General features: G+C 35.3%; 16 protein-coding genes. 8 read left to right on the top strand and 8 right to left on the bottom strand.

Annotation, left to right across the window (positions count from 1 at the left end; genetic code table 11):
- Positions 1-5 precede the first annotated feature (5 nt).
- From ACIGAM_RS05245 to ACIGAM_RS05265, 5 genes are read right to left on the bottom strand one after another with little or no spacing between them, the layout of a single operon-like run.
- Entirely contained in the window at positions 6-1055 is a 1050-nt protein-coding gene (locus ACIGAM_RS05245; protein ID WP_396510405.1) for an AAA family ATPase, read from the bottom strand.
- Entirely contained in the window at positions 1039-2271 is a 1233-nt protein-coding gene (locus tag ACIGAM_RS05250) for a DUF4350 domain-containing protein (RefSeq protein ID WP_396510406.1), read from the bottom strand. Before ACIGAM_RS05250 ends, ACIGAM_RS05245 begins: the two co-directional genes overlap by 17 nt.
- Positions 2268-3017: a DUF4129 domain-containing protein gene (locus tag ACIGAM_RS05255; RefSeq protein ID WP_396510407.1), complete on the bottom strand. Its 750-nt coding sequence runs from the start codon at positions 3015-3017 to the stop codon at positions 2268-2270. Before ACIGAM_RS05255 ends, ACIGAM_RS05250 begins: the two co-directional genes overlap by 4 nt.
- A complete protein-coding gene (locus ACIGAM_RS05260) occupies positions 3017-3874 on the bottom strand; it encodes a hypothetical protein (protein ID WP_396510408.1) in 858 nt (285 codons plus the stop codon). The genes ACIGAM_RS05255 and ACIGAM_RS05260 overlap by 1 nt, the downstream gene beginning before the upstream one ends.
- A 6-nt stretch (positions 3875-3880) precedes the next feature.
- Positions 3881-4840, bottom strand: a complete 960-nt coding sequence (locus tag ACIGAM_RS05265; protein ID WP_396510409.1) for a stage II sporulation protein M — start codon at positions 4838-4840, stop codon at positions 3881-3883.
- A 156-nt stretch (positions 4841-4996) separates the two neighbouring features.
- Between ACIGAM_RS05265 and ACIGAM_RS05270 the strand changes: the two genes are divergently transcribed.
- Genes ACIGAM_RS05270 through ACIGAM_RS05280 form a run of 3 tightly spaced genes read left to right on the top strand, consistent with a single transcriptional unit; the run spans position 4997 to position 6918 of the window.
- Complete coding sequence (locus ACIGAM_RS05270; protein ID WP_396510410.1) at positions 4997-5719, top strand: RDD family protein; 723 nt, start codon at positions 4997-4999, stop codon at positions 5717-5719.
- Positions 5720-6358 carry a trimeric intracellular cation channel family protein gene (locus ACIGAM_RS05275; RefSeq protein WP_396510411.1) on the top strand — a complete coding sequence of 213 codons (639 nt, stop codon included), beginning with the start codon at positions 5720-5722 and terminating at the stop codon, positions 6356-6358.
- A 17-nt stretch (positions 6359-6375) separates the two neighbouring features.
- Positions 6376-6918, top strand: a complete 543-nt coding sequence (locus ACIGAM_RS05280) for a pyridoxamine 5'-phosphate oxidase family protein (protein ID WP_396510412.1) — start codon at positions 6376-6378, stop codon at positions 6916-6918.
- Here ACIGAM_RS05280 and ACIGAM_RS05285 read toward each other — a convergent pair whose 3' ends face one another.
- Positions 6919-7644 (bottom strand): peptidylprolyl isomerase, encoded by a 726-nt coding sequence (locus ACIGAM_RS05285; RefSeq protein WP_396510413.1) that lies wholly within the window; start codon positions 7642-7644, stop codon positions 6919-6921.
- 2 nt (positions 7645-7646) lie between these two features.
- Here ACIGAM_RS05285 and ACIGAM_RS05290 point away from each other — a divergent pair, with 2 nt between their 5' ends.
- The 4 genes from ACIGAM_RS05290 to ACIGAM_RS05305 all read left to right on the top strand — a co-directional run bounded on the left by ACIGAM_RS05290 (position 7647) and on the right by ACIGAM_RS05305 (position 13090).
- Positions 7647-8291, top strand: a complete 645-nt coding sequence (locus ACIGAM_RS05290; protein WP_396510414.1) for an NUDIX hydrolase — start codon at positions 7647-7649, stop codon at positions 8289-8291.
- A 67-nt stretch (positions 8292-8358) separates the two neighbouring features.
- Positions 8359-9162: a lysophospholipid acyltransferase family protein gene (locus tag ACIGAM_RS05295; RefSeq protein ID WP_396510415.1), complete on the top strand. Its 804-nt coding sequence runs from the start codon at positions 8359-8361 to the stop codon at positions 9160-9162.
- Positions 9163-9324: 162 nt separating this feature from the next.
- Positions 9325-10263 (top strand): serine hydrolase, encoded by a 939-nt coding sequence (locus ACIGAM_RS05300; RefSeq protein ID WP_396510416.1) that lies wholly within the window; start codon positions 9325-9327, stop codon positions 10261-10263.
- A complete protein-coding gene (locus ACIGAM_RS05305; RefSeq protein ID WP_396510417.1) occupies positions 10256-13090 on the top strand; it encodes an Npt1/Npt2 family nucleotide transporter in 2835 nt (944 codons plus the stop codon). Before ACIGAM_RS05300 ends, ACIGAM_RS05305 begins: the two co-directional genes overlap by 8 nt.
- Positions 13091-13127: 37 nt before the next feature.
- Here the strand turns inward: ACIGAM_RS05305 and ACIGAM_RS05310 are convergent, their stop codons facing one another.
- Entirely contained in the window at positions 13128-14093 is a 966-nt protein-coding gene (locus tag ACIGAM_RS05310) for a tRNA dihydrouridine synthase (protein WP_396510418.1), read from the bottom strand.
- A 179-nt stretch (positions 14094-14272) separates the two neighbouring features.
- On the opposite strand from ACIGAM_RS05310, the gene ACIGAM_RS05315 reads away from it, so the two are divergent.
- Complete coding sequence (locus ACIGAM_RS05315) at positions 14273-15223, top strand: lipid A-modifier LpxR family protein (protein WP_396510419.1); 951 nt, start codon at positions 14273-14275, stop codon at positions 15221-15223.
- Here the strand turns inward: ACIGAM_RS05315 and ACIGAM_RS05320 are convergent, their stop codons facing one another.
- On the bottom strand, positions 15224-16939 hold the full coding sequence (locus tag ACIGAM_RS05320; RefSeq protein WP_396510420.1) for a SulP family inorganic anion transporter: 1716 nt from the start codon (positions 16937-16939) through the stop codon (positions 15224-15226). It abuts the gene before it with no gap.
- Positions 16940-17015: the final 76 nt, after the last annotated feature.

A 17015-nucleotide genomic window follows, 5' to 3' on the forward strand; every position in this document is an offset into this window, starting at 1 on the left:
GCGCACTAGCGGGGTACTTCTACAGATTGAACAAGCATATCTATTACCGTTTCAGGGGTCATACCTTCCATCTCGCGTTCTGGCGATAAAATTACACGGTGTCTCAATACCGGAGTAACTGTTTTTTTAACATCTTCAGGAGTTACAAAATCTCTTCCATTAATTGCGGCAAATGCTTTTGATGCATTCATTATTGCAAGTGAAGCACGGGGAGAACCACCTAAATATAAATGCGGGTGGGTACGTGATTTTACCGTTATTGAAGCGATGTAGTTCAAAATCTTTTCTTCAATGCGTATTTGTCGAATTTGATTTCTATATACTTCAAGCTTTTCTGGAGAGAGTATTGAATTGATGATAGCTTCCTGCCTTGTGCTACGTTCATTATGGCTTTTTAAAATCGCAATCTCATCAGTAAGATCAGGATATTCAACTTTTATTTTGAATAGAAAACGGTCTAGTTGTGCTTCAGGTAATGCATAAGTTCCTTCTTGTTCAATAGGGTTTTGCGTTGCAAGCACCATAAAAGGTTTATCTAACCTGTATTCTTGACCGTCTATAGTAATCTGGCGCTCTTCCATCACTTCAAAAAGCGCAGCCTGTGTTTTTGCAGGAGCTCTATTGATCTCGTCTATAAGTACAATATTTGAAAAAATAGGGCCGTGTTTAAATTCAAAATTACTGGTACTCATATTTAATACTGAAGTTCCCAATACATCACTGGGCATCAGATCTGGAGTAAATTGAATACGACTAAACGCGGTGCTTAGCGTTTTTGCAAAAAGCTTAGCGGTAACTGTTTTTGCAATACCGGGAACCCCTTCAATTAGCACGTGACCTTCAGAAAGTAATGCAACGATTAGCAATTCTATAAATTCGTTCTGTCCTATAATTACTTTAGCCAGCTCTGCTTTTAGTTGATCAACCGCGTCTCGAAGTCCTTCAAGAGGAATTCGGTTTGTAAATTCTAAATTTTCTGAACTGTCATTTTGATTGCCCCTCACAGGTGCAGTCTCGTTGTTTATGTTATCAGATAAATTAGTTGATTCGTCCATCCTGATGGTGTTTTTTAAAGTTTTCAATATAAGTGTTTAACTGTATCAATTCGTCTTCAGTAATCTCTGCTTTCTGTTTGAGGCTTATGATATAGTCAATGGTATTTTTAATTTCTACTACGGAAACATTACTTTTTGCAGCGAGATTTTCAATAAAAGCAAGATCTTTTTTATCTGTGGCGAGTATAAAGGTACTTCGTATATACTCCATAAAATGATTAATCTGATGCATTGCAATTTGCCTGTTGTCTTTTTTATCTAGATACATTCCGGCAATGGTTCTCGTATAATCAAGCGTTTTGTTAGGAAGCGGTTTAATCACTGGGATGCTGCGCTGCTTGCGTTTTCCTTCAAAATAAACCCAAATGAGTGCTGTTATCAAAAGTGTGTACCACGACCATTTTAGGTATTTGTTATTTAAAATTATAAATAAGGGAGATACCGCAACCGCTTTACTGTTTTTGTAATGCTGATCTAAATAGATTGTGCCATTTGCCGGTAAATAGGCAAGCGTATTTGCAGTGTATTCTGCATTTATACTATCTAGCATAAAAACATTTGTATATGCTTCGGGGAAAGTATTAATAATTATAGTTCCCTCTTTATATGGTGTTTTTATGAAGTTAATTTTAGGTTTCAGCAAGAGCTTATTTCTAGTACTATTTGCTAAATGAAATACTCCTAAAACAGTTGTTTGTAGCGTGTCTATCTCATCAAAGAAAACCGTGTTTACATCTTTATTTAAACGATATGCAGTTTTGCTATTTAATTTAGGATTACTTAAATAGACAACCGGGCGTTTCTCAAGAGTACTCGTCTCGTTATAATAACTTGTATTTAAATTAAGAGTATCTAAAATAGTTTCACTAACCGCATTTGCAGCAATAAAAAGGGTATTTCCCTTTGCAACCCAATTAAGTAATTTATTGGATTCTGCTTCATCATTATACACTGAACTATTTACAAAAAAATAGGTGCCAGAAACTGTGCTGTCTAGCAGGAATTCAAATGGAGGTACATTAACTTCCTGAATTCTTTCTTCGTCTATAACTGTATTTAACTGATCATAAAAAACATAAGTGCCAAAAGGAATTTTGTCTAGTTTACCGTAGGCGGGAAACCAGTTTATCTCTTCTGGTTTTGAAGCTTCGGCGGCGATTAGAAGCGCTATAGATAGGATAAGTATACCCGCGAGTATTTTATAACGTGTGGTCATAAAGTTGCGGTTGTTTTTTTAAATTCTTTTTCAGCTTTGCTAAAGGCAGACTCACTTACTTCAAAATTACCGTACCAGATAAAATCATATATACGGGTAAGCTTCGTAAACTCTATACGCAATTCGTGATTTTTTATTTCATATATATAATCGGCATTTGTCTTTTGCACCTGCCAATCTATAATATCTTTATTTGCTAATTTTTGTAAAAGCAATAAGTAATAATAGCGCACGGCCAACTGGTAATTTTTTTGAAGCAACGCATCATCTATAAGATCCTGTATATTTTGAGTTTCTATGATCTGTTGCTCGTCTGTAAGAATCACTTTATTTAGGCTGTTGTTTTTAAAACCAGAACCACCCATATCTATCTTTAAAAATAGCCAGACCAGCAGAACAACTACACCTAATAAGAGTAAATAGGGAAGTACACGTACAATAAAACCCAGTAGACCTGTTGCCTCATCGCCTTGAAGAATCCAGTTTATAAAAGAATCCCATAAATCGTCTAACCAAATTTTAAAACGTGTCCATAGGTTATCTGGAGGTATAGCCTCTTTGTAATTAAAAACTTCATCATTTTTTAGGTTTTCTAGCGTTTCGGTATCAAATTGCTCTGCGCTAATGAGGCCGTCATCGTACCTAATTTCTCTAGAAACCTGAGTAGAATCAAAAACTTCGGCCTTTAAGCTGAAATTAAAGAAATAAAAAAAGAGAACTATTATGTAAAATGATTGGTGTTGCATTAAAGGTCAGATCCTATACTGTCTATAGTTTCAAAAGTTCCGGTTTGATTTATTTTTTCATTTAGATTGAAATAAATAAAAGCAATAGCTATTGCGTAAACACCTGCTAAAATGTATTGAATAGCAGTAGATATAGCATTTAATGTGATATAAACCCAGTCGATCATACTCGACATATCACCTTGCGAAATCTGATCTGCAGATGTAAAAGTTTTAACCAGAGAATAAATAATAACAGGTACCGAAAATACAATGTTTGCAACATAGAGTAATAATCCCATAACTAAAATAGTGGCAAATGTCATCCACCATTCGCCTTTAACTAATCTGAAACTATCTGAAATTGCGTCAACAGCAGACTTATCATTAAAAACCAATATGGCAAAAGTTAAGGATAAGGGGACGCTAATATAAACGCCGGGTAAAATACATAACACAAAACCTGCCATGAGTAGCATTGCAGATAAAAATGAAAGACCCGTTAAATTTCCTAGTGAATTTCTAACATTGGTGTTTAGCACATCTGGATTTACGTTACCGTCGTTTTTAATATATAGTTTAATATAATTGAGAATTGTCCCATACAAAATGGCATAATAAAATAGCAAGGCGATAAACATCCCCAGGATGGATAAGAGCATTACTGAAACATCAAAATTACCTGAAGTTAATTCGCTAAAATCTGATATTAGAGTATTGAAATAAGCAGATATAGCTATTAAAATAATAAAAGGTATTGCTGCATTACGCATCAACGCTTTAAAAAGAGGTTTGTATTCTAAACGTAAAAATTTAAATGTATCAGATAAGATATCACCTAGTTCACGTTGCTTTTTAAAGTGTATTAGTTCTTTCATAATGTGTTAAGCGTTTTTTTTATAAACGATGTGAGGATATAGGACGTAGTAAAATAGAATTAGTAACAAAGAAACACTAATAATTAAGATAGCGAGCCAGTCTGGCATTTCGGTATGGCGGGTTACAAAACCTTCTAGAAATCCTGCAACTATAAAAAAAGGAATGGTACTCACCACGATTTTCAAACCGTCTTTCATACTGCGTTTAAAAGATTCTAAACGGGTATAGGTTTTGGGAAACAGGATTCCGCTACCAAGTACTAATCCGGCAGCACCTGCAATAATAATTACTGAAATTTCTATAGTACCGTGAATCCAGATGGTGCGTACAGATTCCCATAAAACTCCTTTTTCATAAAAGAAGTACTGAAAAGAACCCAGCATTACTCCGTTTTTCATCATCATAAAAAGTGAGCCTACGCAAAATAAAATTCCGAAGATAAAGGCCATCAACGCAACTTTAATATTGTTTATGGTGATGCCTAGAAACATTTCGGTTTCATTCATTTCTTTATAAACCCGCATTGGATCATTGTTGGCCATGTTTTCTAAAGTCATATTTACATAACCATCACCTAAAATGCTGCGCACATAAGCACCATCTGTAGCTGCGCTATAAGCTCCGATGATTGCAAATAGTATAAATGTTGCAAATGACAACAGTAAATGCTTTTGGTAACGGTGCATTAGCAATGGGAATTCTTCGGTAAAAAAAGTGATAAATCTCTTATTTGATTCCCGCTTAGTTTTATAGATTTTCTGGTGCGATTGTGACGCTAAATGATTGAGATACTGGGTAGTTTTACTCTGAGGATAAAATGTTTTTGCAAAACTCAAATGATCTGTCACTTCTAGATATAAGGCCGAAAGTTCGTCAGGTGATAAATCATTTTGATTACCTACCATAACGTTTTCAAATCTTAACCATTTATCCTTATTTTGCTTCACAAAAGCTGCTTCACGCATAAAACGGGTATTAGTAGTATCAGTTTTGACAAGAATGTTTGTGAAAACTAGTTTAAAAAAATTAAAAATCAGAGTGATCTCTGAAGCAATTAATACATAGTTTTAATCTGTAACGGTTACTGCCAGATCTAACTTAAGGAGTAAAGAAAAGAATAAATGGATAACTTTCAAATTGAAACTGCCCAAAATGTAAGCATTCAACAGAACGTTGCGGGAATAGGGGAGCGTATACTTGCTTATTTAATAGACTTACTAATTCTAATTGCCTATTTTGTACTCACCATATTTATACTGGCCTCATTTGGTATAGACAGTAACTCCACGGCATCAGTTGCTATTTTTTTTATGATTATTAGCATACCTGCTTTTTTATATTTTCTATTTCTTGAAGCCTTTTGGAACGGTCGTACGTTTGGTAAGGCAGCTCTAAATTTGAGAGTGGTCAAAATTGATGGTTCAAAACCTGGTTTTGGTAGTTATTTTGTGAGATGGATAATGCGTACCATAGATATCTCACTAACCAGCGGAGGCATTGCAGTATTTACTATTTTATTAAATGGAAAAGGCCAACGATTAGGAGACATTGCAGCGGGTACAACAGTCATCAATGAACATAAAAAAGTGAGTTTGAGACAAACATTGCTAGAAGATATTCCTGAGGATTACATACCCAAATACCCCCAGGTAACTGTTTTTAGTGATGCAGATATTCAGAAGGTTAAAACGGTTTATAATCAATCCCGGTTTAGCGGAAAGCATAATGTAATTGTTAAGCTTGCAGATAAACTGGCAACTACTATGCAAATTACTCCAGATGAGAAGCCTTTGCAATTTGTAGATCGAGTACTCAAAGATTATAACTACTACACGCAATTATAAATGGAAAGTGTTGCAGCAGATATTATAGATATTTTAGGAACTATTGCCTTTGCAATTTCAGGAGTTATCACCGCTACAAAAAAGCGAATGGACCTGTTTGGGATTCTCATTATTGCAACTGTAACTTCGGTAGGTGGTGGTACTTTACGAGACTTATTAATAGGTAAATCACCAGTAACTTGGATTTTAAATACCTCTTTTGTGTATCTAATATTTATTGCAACAGTAGTAGCAATTATTTTTAGAAGGCAATTGCGTTACGTACGTAAATCTTTATTTTTATTTGATACGATAGGTATTGCCTTATATACGATTACCGGTGTTCAAATGGGTTTATTAATAGGTTTAGCTCCGGTGATTTGCATTGCTTTGGGTACGATTACAGCTTGTTTTGGAGGCGTATTGCGTGATATTTTATGCACCGAAATCCCGGTGATTTTTAGAAAAGAAATTTATGCGAGCGCTTGTATTGTGGGAGGGAGTATGTATGTGCTTTTAGATTATTTTGATGTTAACACGGTAATCAATTCGGTAATATCGGGGTTTTTGGTAATTCTAATACGTACACTTGCTGTTGTATTTAAACTTCAGTTACCTTCAATCTACAATAATGAGTTAGCGTCTAAAAATCAGATTTAAATATAAATTTCAATAGTATGGGTAAAAAACGTCCTGATCTAACCCCGCAATTGCAAGAATTTATAAAAGAGCAAAAAATATTCTTTGTGGGTACTGCCGCAGACAGCGGTTTTGTAAATGTATCTCCTAAAGGAATGGCCACGTTTTACGTTCTTAATTCTCAACAAGTTTTGTGGTTAAATATGACAGGTAGTGGTAATGAGACTGCAGCTCACGTGCTTAAAGATGCGCGAATGACAGTAATGTTTTGCTCCTTTGATAAAACCCCACTTATTTTAAGGTTATACGGTACGGCTGAAGTGTATCACGAGCGCGATGCTGTATTTTCTGAGTATATGAGTAATTTTGAAGAGACTGCAGGAGCCCGTCAAATTTTTAAATTATCTATAGAATTGGTACAATCTTCTTGTGGCTTTGGAGTCCCTTTTATGGAATATAAAGGAGAGCGTGACACATTAAAAGTGTGGGCAGAACATAAAGGTGAACCTGGTATTAAAGAATACTGGACCGAGAAAAATCAAACCAGTCTTGACGGTTTTGATACCGGGATATTTGAATAATTAATTCATCAATTCAACATTAATATAGATATTTTTAATAGGCCACTCGTTGTCGTCAACGGCTACTTTATTTATTTCATCTACTACATTCATTCCTTTTGTTACACGCCCATAAACAGTGTGTTCACCGTCAAGGTGATGTGCGCCACGCTCGGGTTGTACAATAAACCATTCAAAGGGAGAAGAGGCGTCACTTATATTTTGCTCTAGATATTTAGCCGCAGAAAAGGCACCACGCACGTGTGGATGGTTTGCACTCGATTCGTTGGGGATTAAATAATTGCCTATATGCTGTCTTTTTTTTGGAGTTTCGTAACCATCACTATTACCTCCCTGAACCACAAAGTTTGGTGAATTACGATGAATCATTGTTTTTTCAAAATAATTCTGTTTTACAAGTAATATAAAGTTTGCACGATGCAGAGGTGTATCTTTAAAGAGTTCTATTTCAATATCACCATATTCTGTTAAGATACGCACACGGGTTTCTTGATTTTTCTTTCCGTATTCTGTTAAGAATGGAATAAGTTCTGCCTGAGATTCAATTATGGAGCCTGCCTTGGTTTTTAATTTCTCATTTTGAGCTTTTGTTTTTTGTGCCTCGGTACTATCTACTTTCTTTTCAGTAGATTGTACTTGAACGTCTTTTGCCTTTGATTTTTTATCTTCACATCCGGTACCGGCCAGAAGTAGTGCTACTAACAAAATAGAAAAACGAATACGCATATATGCAGTTTGAAGAATTTATAAAAAGATTGCCAAAAATAAGCAATTTAGAACTACCGGGACAAGAAGCACATTACCTTATGGCGCCCACAGAGCGCATAGATGCTTTAAACGAACTTGATATCGAAACGCGTAAACCCAGATGGGCGGGTGTGATGTCATTATTCTATCCGCATGCGGTGAGTGGTGAGACTATGCTCGTTCTTATTCTACGCAAAACCTATAAAGGTGTACATAGCAATCAAGTAGGTTTTCCCGGTGGAAAAGCAGAAGATTTTGATAAAAATATACAGGAAACAGCGCTACGGGAAACTGAAGAAGAAATAGGCGTTGATCGCTTAAGCATAGAGGTCTTTAAAAAACTTACAAAGGTTTATATTCCGCCTAGTAATTTCTGGGTACAGCCTTTTATTGGGATTGTAAGGCATACGCCAAAATTTATAAAAGAAGATTCTGAAGTAGAATCTATTATGGAAGTAACCTTAACCGAGTTTCTTGCAGATACGAGTATTATAACACAAACCGTAGATACGTCTTACGGTAAAATGGTAGATGTGCCGGCTTTCTTATTGACAGATAGAGTGGTATGGGGTGCAACGGCTATGATGCTTAGTGAAGTTAAGTGGGCACTGCAACAATTAGCTTAAGATAAGGTTTATAATTTAAAGTATTAATTTTATATTTCACAAATCGCAGTACGAGTTATAACAAATTATGGGTCTCTTTAAAACCAATCCTTTTGGGCATTACCTGATCATTAAAAAATGGTTGATACGTATTATGGGAGTAATGTCTCATAGACGCTATCGGGGCTTTAATGCACTGCAAATTGATGGTTCTGAAATTATAACTGAGCTTCCAGAAACTAATGTGCTGTTTGTTTCTAACCATCAAACCTACTTTGCAGATGTAGTTGCTATGTTTCACGTATTCAACGCCAGTTTGAGCGGTAGAGTAGATTCAATTAAAAATGTGGGCTATTTGTGGGATCCCAAACTGAATATTTATTACGTAGCGGCAAGTGAAACTATGCGTAGTGGTTTGTTACCTCGTATTATGGCGTATGCCGGTGCTGTTTCGGTAAGTAGAACCTGGAGATCAAAAGGGCAGGAGGTAGAGCGTCCGGTAAATTTAAGCGACACCGAAAATATAGGGATTGCACTGCATGACGGCTGGGTTATTACGTTTCCACAAGGAACAACAAAACCCTGGAAACCCATACGCAAAGGTACCGCTCATATAATCAAGCAATATAAACCTGTTGTGGTACCTATAGTTATTGATGGTTTTAGAAGATCTTTTGATAAAAAGGGAATACGCATTAAAAAGCGAGGAATTCTTCAGACTATGGAAATTAAAAAGCCGCTTGATATTGATTATGAAAATGATTCTGTTGAAGATATTGTTGAAATGATTGAATATGCCATCGAGCAGCATCCCTCTTTTCTAAAAGTAATTCCTACGGAAGAACTTAAAAAAGAAGAGGAGCTTAATCAAACGCGTCGTTGGGATTATTAAATTCATAAAACTATTTATTTTAACAGTATTTTGGTATCGTAATTGCATCTGAACGATTATTAATGTTAAATCTTACGTTTGTGGTAATTTTTCGTTAACCTTTGCATACTATTAATGTAAACAGTTCGTTAAACCCCAAACACGACAAGCTAAAAATTGTTTATGAAAAAAATAAAATTGTTAATTATATTGCTAGTAGTAGCAATATCTTCAAATATTTCAGCTCAAGAATTACCTTTAAAAAGCTGTATTGATGCACCCCTCGAAAACTTCAATAGTAAAATTTTAACTACCCAACTTTACAATCAGATTTCACAAGACCCTAAACTTAAAAGCTTAATAGCTAATAAGAAAATGTCTGTAGGTATTGTTAGCTTAGATGATCCTAATGCGATTCAATATGCAGGTATTAATGGTGAAGAAATGATGTACGCTGCTAGTCTACCTAAAATCGCCATCTTATTAGCTGCAATGGATGCTATTGAAAAAGGTGAAATGAAGGAGACCGCAGAGATCAAACAAGATATGTGGTTGATGATTAGCAAATCTAATAACCAGGCAAGTACACGTATGATAGATAGACTGGGATATGATAAAATATCTAGCGTTCTTACCAGCGACAAGTACAAATTATACGATAAGAAAAATGGAGGCGGTTTATGGGTAGGTAAGCGTTATGCTGCTGCTGGTGAACGCAGACCAGATCCTATAAAAGGATTAAGTCATGCGGCAACTGCAGAGCAGGTTTGTCGTTTTTACTATAAATTAGTTACTGGAACTTTAGTAAGCCCAGAGCGTTCTAAAGAAATGTTAGATATAATGGAAAATCCTTCATTACATCACAAATTTGTAAACACATTAGAACGTATTGCTCCTACAGCACGTTTATTTAGAAAGTCTGGATCTTGGCAAAATTACCATTCAGATTCTATTTTAGTTTGGGGAGAAAATGGTCGTAAATATATTTTAGTAGCTCTTGTTGAAGATCCTAATGGTGAACAAATAATTAGAAATTTAGTATTTCCAGTTGAGAAAGCTTTGCAAAAATCTCGAACTTTACTGGCAAGCGCTACAAAAGGTGCTGGTCGTATAGGTGATTAGAAAATTTCTCAAAAAGACGTTTAATATAAGAGATGGTGAGATCACCATCTCTTTTTTAATGCAGTTATACGTCTTTCTTATTATAACAATTCTTTTAATTGTTAAGCCTACGGTAAATGCCCTTTTTCTTAAAGGTCTGGGCGCAGATAATCTAGCTTTTGCTTATTTATTAATTGCGGGTATAGCTGTAGTAACTTCTTATTTTTATAATCGCGCAGTTAGAGTATATTCTTTAAAGCGCATTATAATTTTTTCTCTTTCTTTTTTTGCTATCGCTTTTATAGTCTTAAGTGTTTTATACAAGCTTAAACTTATAAATGCTGCGACTTTATACATTTACTATGTAATCAGTGGTATTTTTGCAGTTTTAACTACGAGTCAATTCTGGTTACTTGCAAATATGGTTTTTAATGCGCGAGAAGCTAAGCGATTATTTGGCTTTATAGGCGCTGGTGCTATTGCAGGAGGTATTTTTGGAGGTTACCTTACAACCATTTTAGCACCTTTTATAGGAAACGGAAACATGCTTCTTATCGCTTCCGTTTTTATTCTGGCCTGTATTCCCATACTATCTCAGATTTACAAGAAGGGATATGTGGGTAGAACTTCACGTCCTACAGATATGAATAATGCTTTAGATGATTCTGCATTTAAATTATTGTTGAAGTCTAAACACTTAACGTATCTCGCACTTATTATAGGTCTTAGTGTAATTATTGCAAAGCTGGTAGATTTTCAGTTTAGCGATTTTGCCAGTAGAGCTATAACAGATGCAGATGAACTGGCTTCGTTTTTTGGTTTCTGGTTCTCTACATTCAACTTATTTTCATTAGGAATTCAATTGTTTCTAACAAATAGAGTAGTAGAAAAATTAGGTGTAAATAGTTCGCTATTAATTCTTCCTTTAGGTATAGCTTTAGGATCACTTCTGTTTCTAACTTTTCCCGAGTTATGGGTCTTAATTATCATTAAAGGACTTGATGGTAGCTTAAAACAATCAATTAATAAGGCTGCTACAGAGCTCGCTATGGTTCCCATTTCATTAGAAATAAAGAACCGTACAAAATCTTTTATAGATGTTGTGGTAGATAGTGTAGCGACCGGGATTGCAGGTTTTCTACTAATCTTTATAATTAAAGGATTATCGTTGCCTACTAATTATGTAACAGTTATAATCATCTTCTTGATTCTGGTCTGGATTGTAGGAATTTTTAAAGTACGCGATACTTATTTTAAAAGCTTTAGAAAGAGCTTGCGTGATGCTGTTGCAATCTCAGACGGTGTGCCGGTACGCAAGCGCAAATCACCACTAGAATTAGGCAAGCGCATACTTACATCAGGTGAGCCAGAGCAAATACGTATGTATCTTGATCAATTATCTGGGCGTAATGCTAAGGTATTAATGCCAAAAATTCTTCAGTTATTAGAACACGAGGATAACGATGTAAAGATAGCTGCCATAAATCAATTATATCATTATCCTGAAGGAACGGCTGTGGAGGTGATTCAAAAACTCGTTTATTTTAAAGATGATGAAGTAGTTTACGCAGCGATGAACTATCTTATTTTGCATACTTCACTTAATGATAGTCGTATTTTTGACTCTTATCTTAACCATAGTAGCGATTACATTGCACACGCAGCATTATTGTGTCTTGCTAAAGAATCTGCTACTAATCAAAAGATTGCATCTCGCTATAATTTAGAGTTGCGTATTGAGTTATGGCTTGCAGAATTAGAATTGCCAAACAGCATACACCGTCCCGAAGAATTATCATTTTTACTACAGTCTATAGGATATGCTAAGCTTCCGCAGTTTTATTCTTTTATCTCGGTGAATTTTAATAACAGAGATTCACATATTGTACGTCACGCAATTATTGCTGCGGGTATCTCGCAAGAACCTATGTTTATAGATGCGCTAATTGAGTTCTTGACAATTAAAGAATACCGTCAGGATGCTATAGAAGCTTTGCGTTCTTATGGGGAAGCTATAAGCGAAAATCTACTGGCGAGGGAAGCAAATAAGTCTTTAAAAAACAACGTAAAAAAGCATATTCCGGCTGTAATACAGACTTTTGAAACTCAGGCTTCAGTACGTATTCTCTTAAGATTGTTAAAGAGTAAAGACAACTTGATTCGTAAAGCTTCGGCTAAATCATTATACAAGCTAAAACGCAAGGAATCTAAACTTAATTTTTTTCCTAAAACAATTTTCAAAGAGCTGCTCAATTTAAGTTTTGAGTATCGTGATATAATAAGTAGTAAAAAGGTGATCATCGGTAATTTTAAACGGGAGCAATATGAAGGTCTGTCCTTTGATGATCAAATTGAATTGCGTACTGCGCGTGAAGGTCTTATAGAAGTGCTTGAGTTACAATTACAAACACGCATTGAGACTATATTTAAATTACTTGCTGTGTATTATGATCGAAGAGATCTTGATGTAGCCTATAAGGGGTTTATAAGTCAGGATAGAGATACACGCGCTAATGCCATCGAATTTTTAGATAATATTCTCTCGCCAAAACTGAAACATACCTTATTGCCTTTATTAGAGTTAACGATTATTGAAGATCAGGATATGTTTGATGAGATTCTTGAAGACTCAGATGTAAGTTTTAATAAGGCATTAATACAATTAATAGAAGTAGGAGATGGTAACCTGCGTTTACCGGTAATTTATTTGATTCAATATTTAGGTGACACCAGCTTCCTGCCTCTTTTAGCCGAGTTGCAGATTACAGCAAAAAATCATGAGGTACGCTCATTTGCTTCTTTAGCACTTAAAAAATTACAACCTTCATTATTAGCAGCTTCAGAGTAAATTTTAATAAGACTATTTACTTACTTAGCAATATTTTTTAAATTGAATTCTCCAGTTTTATTTCAGCATTAATTATTTGAGCTACTGCTTGTTTGTATTTTATGGGATTTGAAGCTTTTTTTATTGCTTTATAAACCTTTTGTGGGTTTGAAGTAGATTGTGAGAAGAACTCCCAGAATCCCAGCATCTTCATTTTAATAGGTGTAGGGCCAGATAAATACTCATCATAGTCTTTGTAAATCGTATCGTGAAATTCTGAAAAAATAGACCATCTGTTTTGTGGATATTCTGTGGTGTTATTTTTAATCATCGCAGGTAAAAAAGGATCAGCAATTAACCCGCGACCTATCATATAATGATCTATACTCGGAAAGCGTTGCTTAATATCTTTAAATGCAGCAACACTGGTAATATCCCCATTGTAATACAATTTGTGTCTGGTACTGCTTATACATTTTTCAAAAGCATCAAGATCTACGGGACCTTTATAAAGTTGTTTTCCTATTCGAGCATGTATAGCAATGCTTTTAAGAGGATAATTGTCTAGAATAGGAAAGGCATCTAAAATTTCTTCAGCGTGCTCATATCCCATTCTCATTTTCATAGAAACCAGAATATCGGTTTCATGATGTGCACGGCGCAGCACTTCATCAATACGTTGTGGATTGCAAATTAAACCAGATCCCATACCTGATTTTGTAACCATAGGATACGGGCAACCCAAATTCCAGTTTAGTTCTTTATATCCTAAACTACGCACATATTTGGCTACAAAAATAAACTCATCAGGGTCATTAGTAATTATTTGCGGAATGACTTCTAGCGTTGTATTATTCTCAAGCAGCAAGTCATTCTGGTAGGATTGTTTAATTTTCAGCTTTCCATTTAGTCGTATGTAAGGAGAGTAAAACGTGTCAATTCCGCCAAAGTAATGGTTGAATGCATTACGAAATCTGAAATCTGTAAAACCTTGTAGAGGTGATGAAAGTAGGGTAAAAGCCATCTTAATATTTAGTGCTGCAAAGATAGAACAATTGGTTGATGGTTTATACACCTCCAACTTCACACAGGTTTCTAGACATTTAAGAAAATTAGAGTTTTAAATGAAATAGGAAAACTAAGAAATAGGTTTGTTTATATTTTGGATTTTGAGTTTTAATAAAAAGGAAGTAGCTTTCAAATGTGAAGTCGTTAAGTCATCTATGTATTCTTATTTTCCTATTTTTTTGTGCTAAAACTCAGGCACAGGATGATGACTTCAACTATGAATTAACGTTAGGTCATGATAATGACTTTACAGTCTTTGGCACACGTACAGACTGGCATTACACTTACGGAATTCACTTAGATTTTGCCTGGCTTCCGGAAAACAAGACTTTTCTATCTCGCTTATTTACACATAAAGAGGGGTACATGCAGCGTACAGGCTTGCACATACAAGCGTATACACCAGATTATTCAATTATACGCCAGTTAGTAAATACACGACAACCCTATGCAGGCTGGGGCTATGCAGATTTTGAAACTACCTACGCATTTAAACATTCATTTTTTAAACTGAAATTAGACCTGGGGATTTTAGGACCGGCCGTTCAAGCGGGCGAAATTCAGAATTTTATACATCAGTATGTGTCGTATGATATCTTAGTTAATCAATGGGATGATCAAATTCCTAATAAATTAGGCGTAAACTTAAATGCCTCATACGCTTCAGAAATATTCAATACTAAATGGATGGGTATTTATGGCAAAGCAGATGCTTCGGTAGGAACTATTTTTACTTTTGTAGAACCTGCACTTCACTTTAGATTGGGTAAGTTTGAAACTATATCTAAAACAAATTCGCAGCGAAATACACTCTTAGCAAGGGGAGCTAAAGAATTTTTTGTTGAAGGATCACTGGCTGCAAAATATTCAGTTTACAATGCTACAATAGAAGATGCAGATGCAAATGGAACAATATTAGTTCCAGACGATCTCGTTAATCATTTATATCTCAATGCTTCCCTTGGCGCTTTTATTTCTCTAAAACGCTATTCATTAGGTCTAAAATGGAATTATACAGACGGTGAAATAAAAGGAAACAAGCCGCATAGATATATTGTTTTAAAAGGAAGTTACAGATTTAAGTAGCTAATAATTTTGATGCGAAATACGATTTTCTATTTCGGTTCTTGGGTGTATTCCATCTACATACTCAACCGCTTCCACCACACGTACAAAGAGGTTCTCGCGACCTAATAAATCTACGACTCCAGTCTTAAATAGGATATCGCGTGTAGGTCCTGTGGCTCCCGCAATCATTAATTGAATCTGTTGATCTTTAAGTTCTAGAATAAGGTGTTTTATGATGTAGGTAGCACTGCTGTCTACATAATTTATAGCTTCGGCATTTATAATAATAACCTTTAAATCTGGTCCTTTTGCAATTCTATGACGCTTTAACTGCTTGTAGAAGTAATCTTTATTTCCGAAGAATAACTGAGCATCAAAACGTAATACCAGAATGTCTTTACGATCTATAATATCAGGAGCAAAACGTGTTATATTCTTAAAGTAAGTTGTTCCTTTTATTTGACCTAAAACTGCCATGTGTGGCTTAGAAGTTCTATAAACCATAAGTAATAATGAAAACAAAACACCAAGTATAATACCTTCTTGTATACCTACAAAAAGAGTTATTAAGAAGGTTGCCAGTAGTAGAACAAACTCATCTTTTTGATATTTATACAGTTCTTGAGGGTATCTAAAATCGATTAAACTGGTAATTGCCAGCATTATTATAGAAGCGAGAATCGCATTAGGTAAATAATAAAATAAGGGAGTTAAAAAGAGTAAGGTTAGTGCAACAAGTGCTGCACTTATAAAAGCAGCAACTCCTGTTTTTGCACCGGCCTGAAAGTTAACAGCGGTTCTGCTAAACCCGGCTGTAGTAGGGTAACTTTGAAATAGCGACCCCATAATATTACCAGCTCCTAATGCAATTAATTCTTGATTAGGTACAATGGTATTAGCATTTACTTTTTCGTCAAGCGCCTTACCTATAGAAATTACTTCCATAAAAGCAATTAGCGACATAGCCAAGGCAATAGTAAACAAGTCTCCCAGATTAGCCCAGGGAATTTCAGGAATTTTAAAACCGGGTAGTCCTTCAGGAATTTTTCCTACCAGTTTAAGACCATATTCTGGAAGTGGTGAAAAATAAGCAAGAGAAATCCCTAAAATTACCACGACAATTGCTGCCGGTATCTGGCTGTGTATTCTTTTCATTAGGAGCATAACACCTATGCCACAAAGACCTACAATTACCGCGTAAGGATTAATTTGATCTAGCTGTAAAGCGGTTTGTTTTAATATTTGAAGAGTTTTATTGCTGGTTATTTCGATTCCTAGTAAATGCTTCAATTGGCTTATCCCTATAATTAGCGCTGCCGCGGAAGTAAATCCGTTTATAACCGGTTTTGACAAAAAATTAACCAGAAAGCCCATTTTTAAGAAACCCATTGCCAGTTGAATAGTTCCTATAAATAGTGACAAAAATATCGCCATCGAGATATATTCATCTATTCCTGAAATTGATAAAGCACCCAACCCCGACGCTATCAATAAAGAATCCATCGCCACAGGTCCTATAGCGAGTTGCCGGCTTGTTCCTGTAATGGCATAAATCACCTGCGGAACCAGTGCTGCGTATAGACCAAAAACCGGTGGTAAACCAGCGATCATTGCATAGGCCATACCTTGTGGTATAAGCATAACACCAACTGTAATTCCGGCAAAAATATCACCAGATAAATAGGCCTTTTTATAGGCGGGTAACCAACTTAGAATGGGGAAGTACCTTTTCAATGTTTTCTTTTAAGGCGTAAATATAAATGGGTTCAATAAATTTTGAAGTAACACGTGTTACAAAGCCTAATACTAA

It is taken from the genome of Leeuwenhoekiella sp. NPDC079379, from assembly GCF_044542075.1.
Classification (GTDB): Bacteria; Bacteroidota; Bacteroidia; order Flavobacteriales; family Flavobacteriaceae; genus Leeuwenhoekiella.

What these genes read in the sequence shown, in the direction of transcription:
- ACIGAM_RS05255 (WP_396510407.1), bottom strand. Translation starts at nt 3,017, where the DNA reads ATGCAACACCAATCATTTTACATAATAGTTCTCTTTTTTTATTTCTTT.
- ACIGAM_RS05265 (WP_396510409.1), bottom strand. Translation starts at nt 4,840, where the DNA reads ATGCGTGAAGCAGCTTTTGTGAAGCAAAATAAGGATAAATGGTTAAGA.
- ACIGAM_RS05260 (WP_396510408.1), bottom strand. Translation starts at nt 3,874, where the DNA reads ATGAAAGAACTAATACACTTTAAAAAGCAACGTGAACTAGGTGATATC.
- ACIGAM_RS05300 (WP_396510416.1), top strand. Translation starts at nt 9,325, where the DNA reads ATGAAAAAAATAAAATTGTTAATTATATTGCTAGTAGTAGCAATATCT.
- ACIGAM_RS05275 (WP_396510411.1), top strand. Translation starts at nt 5,720, where the DNA reads ATGGAAAGTGTTGCAGCAGATATTATAGATATTTTAGGAACTATTGCC.
- ACIGAM_RS05285 (WP_396510413.1), bottom strand. Translation starts at nt 7,644, where the DNA reads ATGCGTATTCGTTTTTCTATTTTGTTAGTAGCACTACTTCTGGCCGGT.
- ACIGAM_RS05245 (WP_396510405.1), bottom strand. Translation starts at nt 1,055, where the DNA reads ATGGACGAATCAACTAATTTATCTGATAACATAAACAACGAGACTGCA.
- ACIGAM_RS05270 (WP_396510410.1), top strand. Translation starts at nt 4,997, where the DNA reads ATGGATAACTTTCAAATTGAAACTGCCCAAAATGTAAGCATTCAACAG.
- ACIGAM_RS05290 (WP_396510414.1), top strand. Translation starts at nt 7,647, where the DNA reads ATGCAGTTTGAAGAATTTATAAAAAGATTGCCAAAAATAAGCAATTTA.
- ACIGAM_RS05280 (WP_396510412.1), top strand. Translation starts at nt 6,376, where the DNA reads ATGGGTAAAAAACGTCCTGATCTAACCCCGCAATTGCAAGAATTTATA.
- ACIGAM_RS05250 (WP_396510406.1), bottom strand. Translation starts at nt 2,271, where the DNA reads ATGACCACACGTTATAAAATACTCGCGGGTATACTTATCCTATCTATA.
- ACIGAM_RS05310 (WP_396510418.1), bottom strand. Translation starts at nt 14,093, where the DNA reads ATGGCTTTTACCCTACTTTCATCACCTCTACAAGGTTTTACAGATTTC.
- ACIGAM_RS05295 (WP_396510415.1), top strand. Translation starts at nt 8,359, where the DNA reads ATGGGTCTCTTTAAAACCAATCCTTTTGGGCATTACCTGATCATTAAA.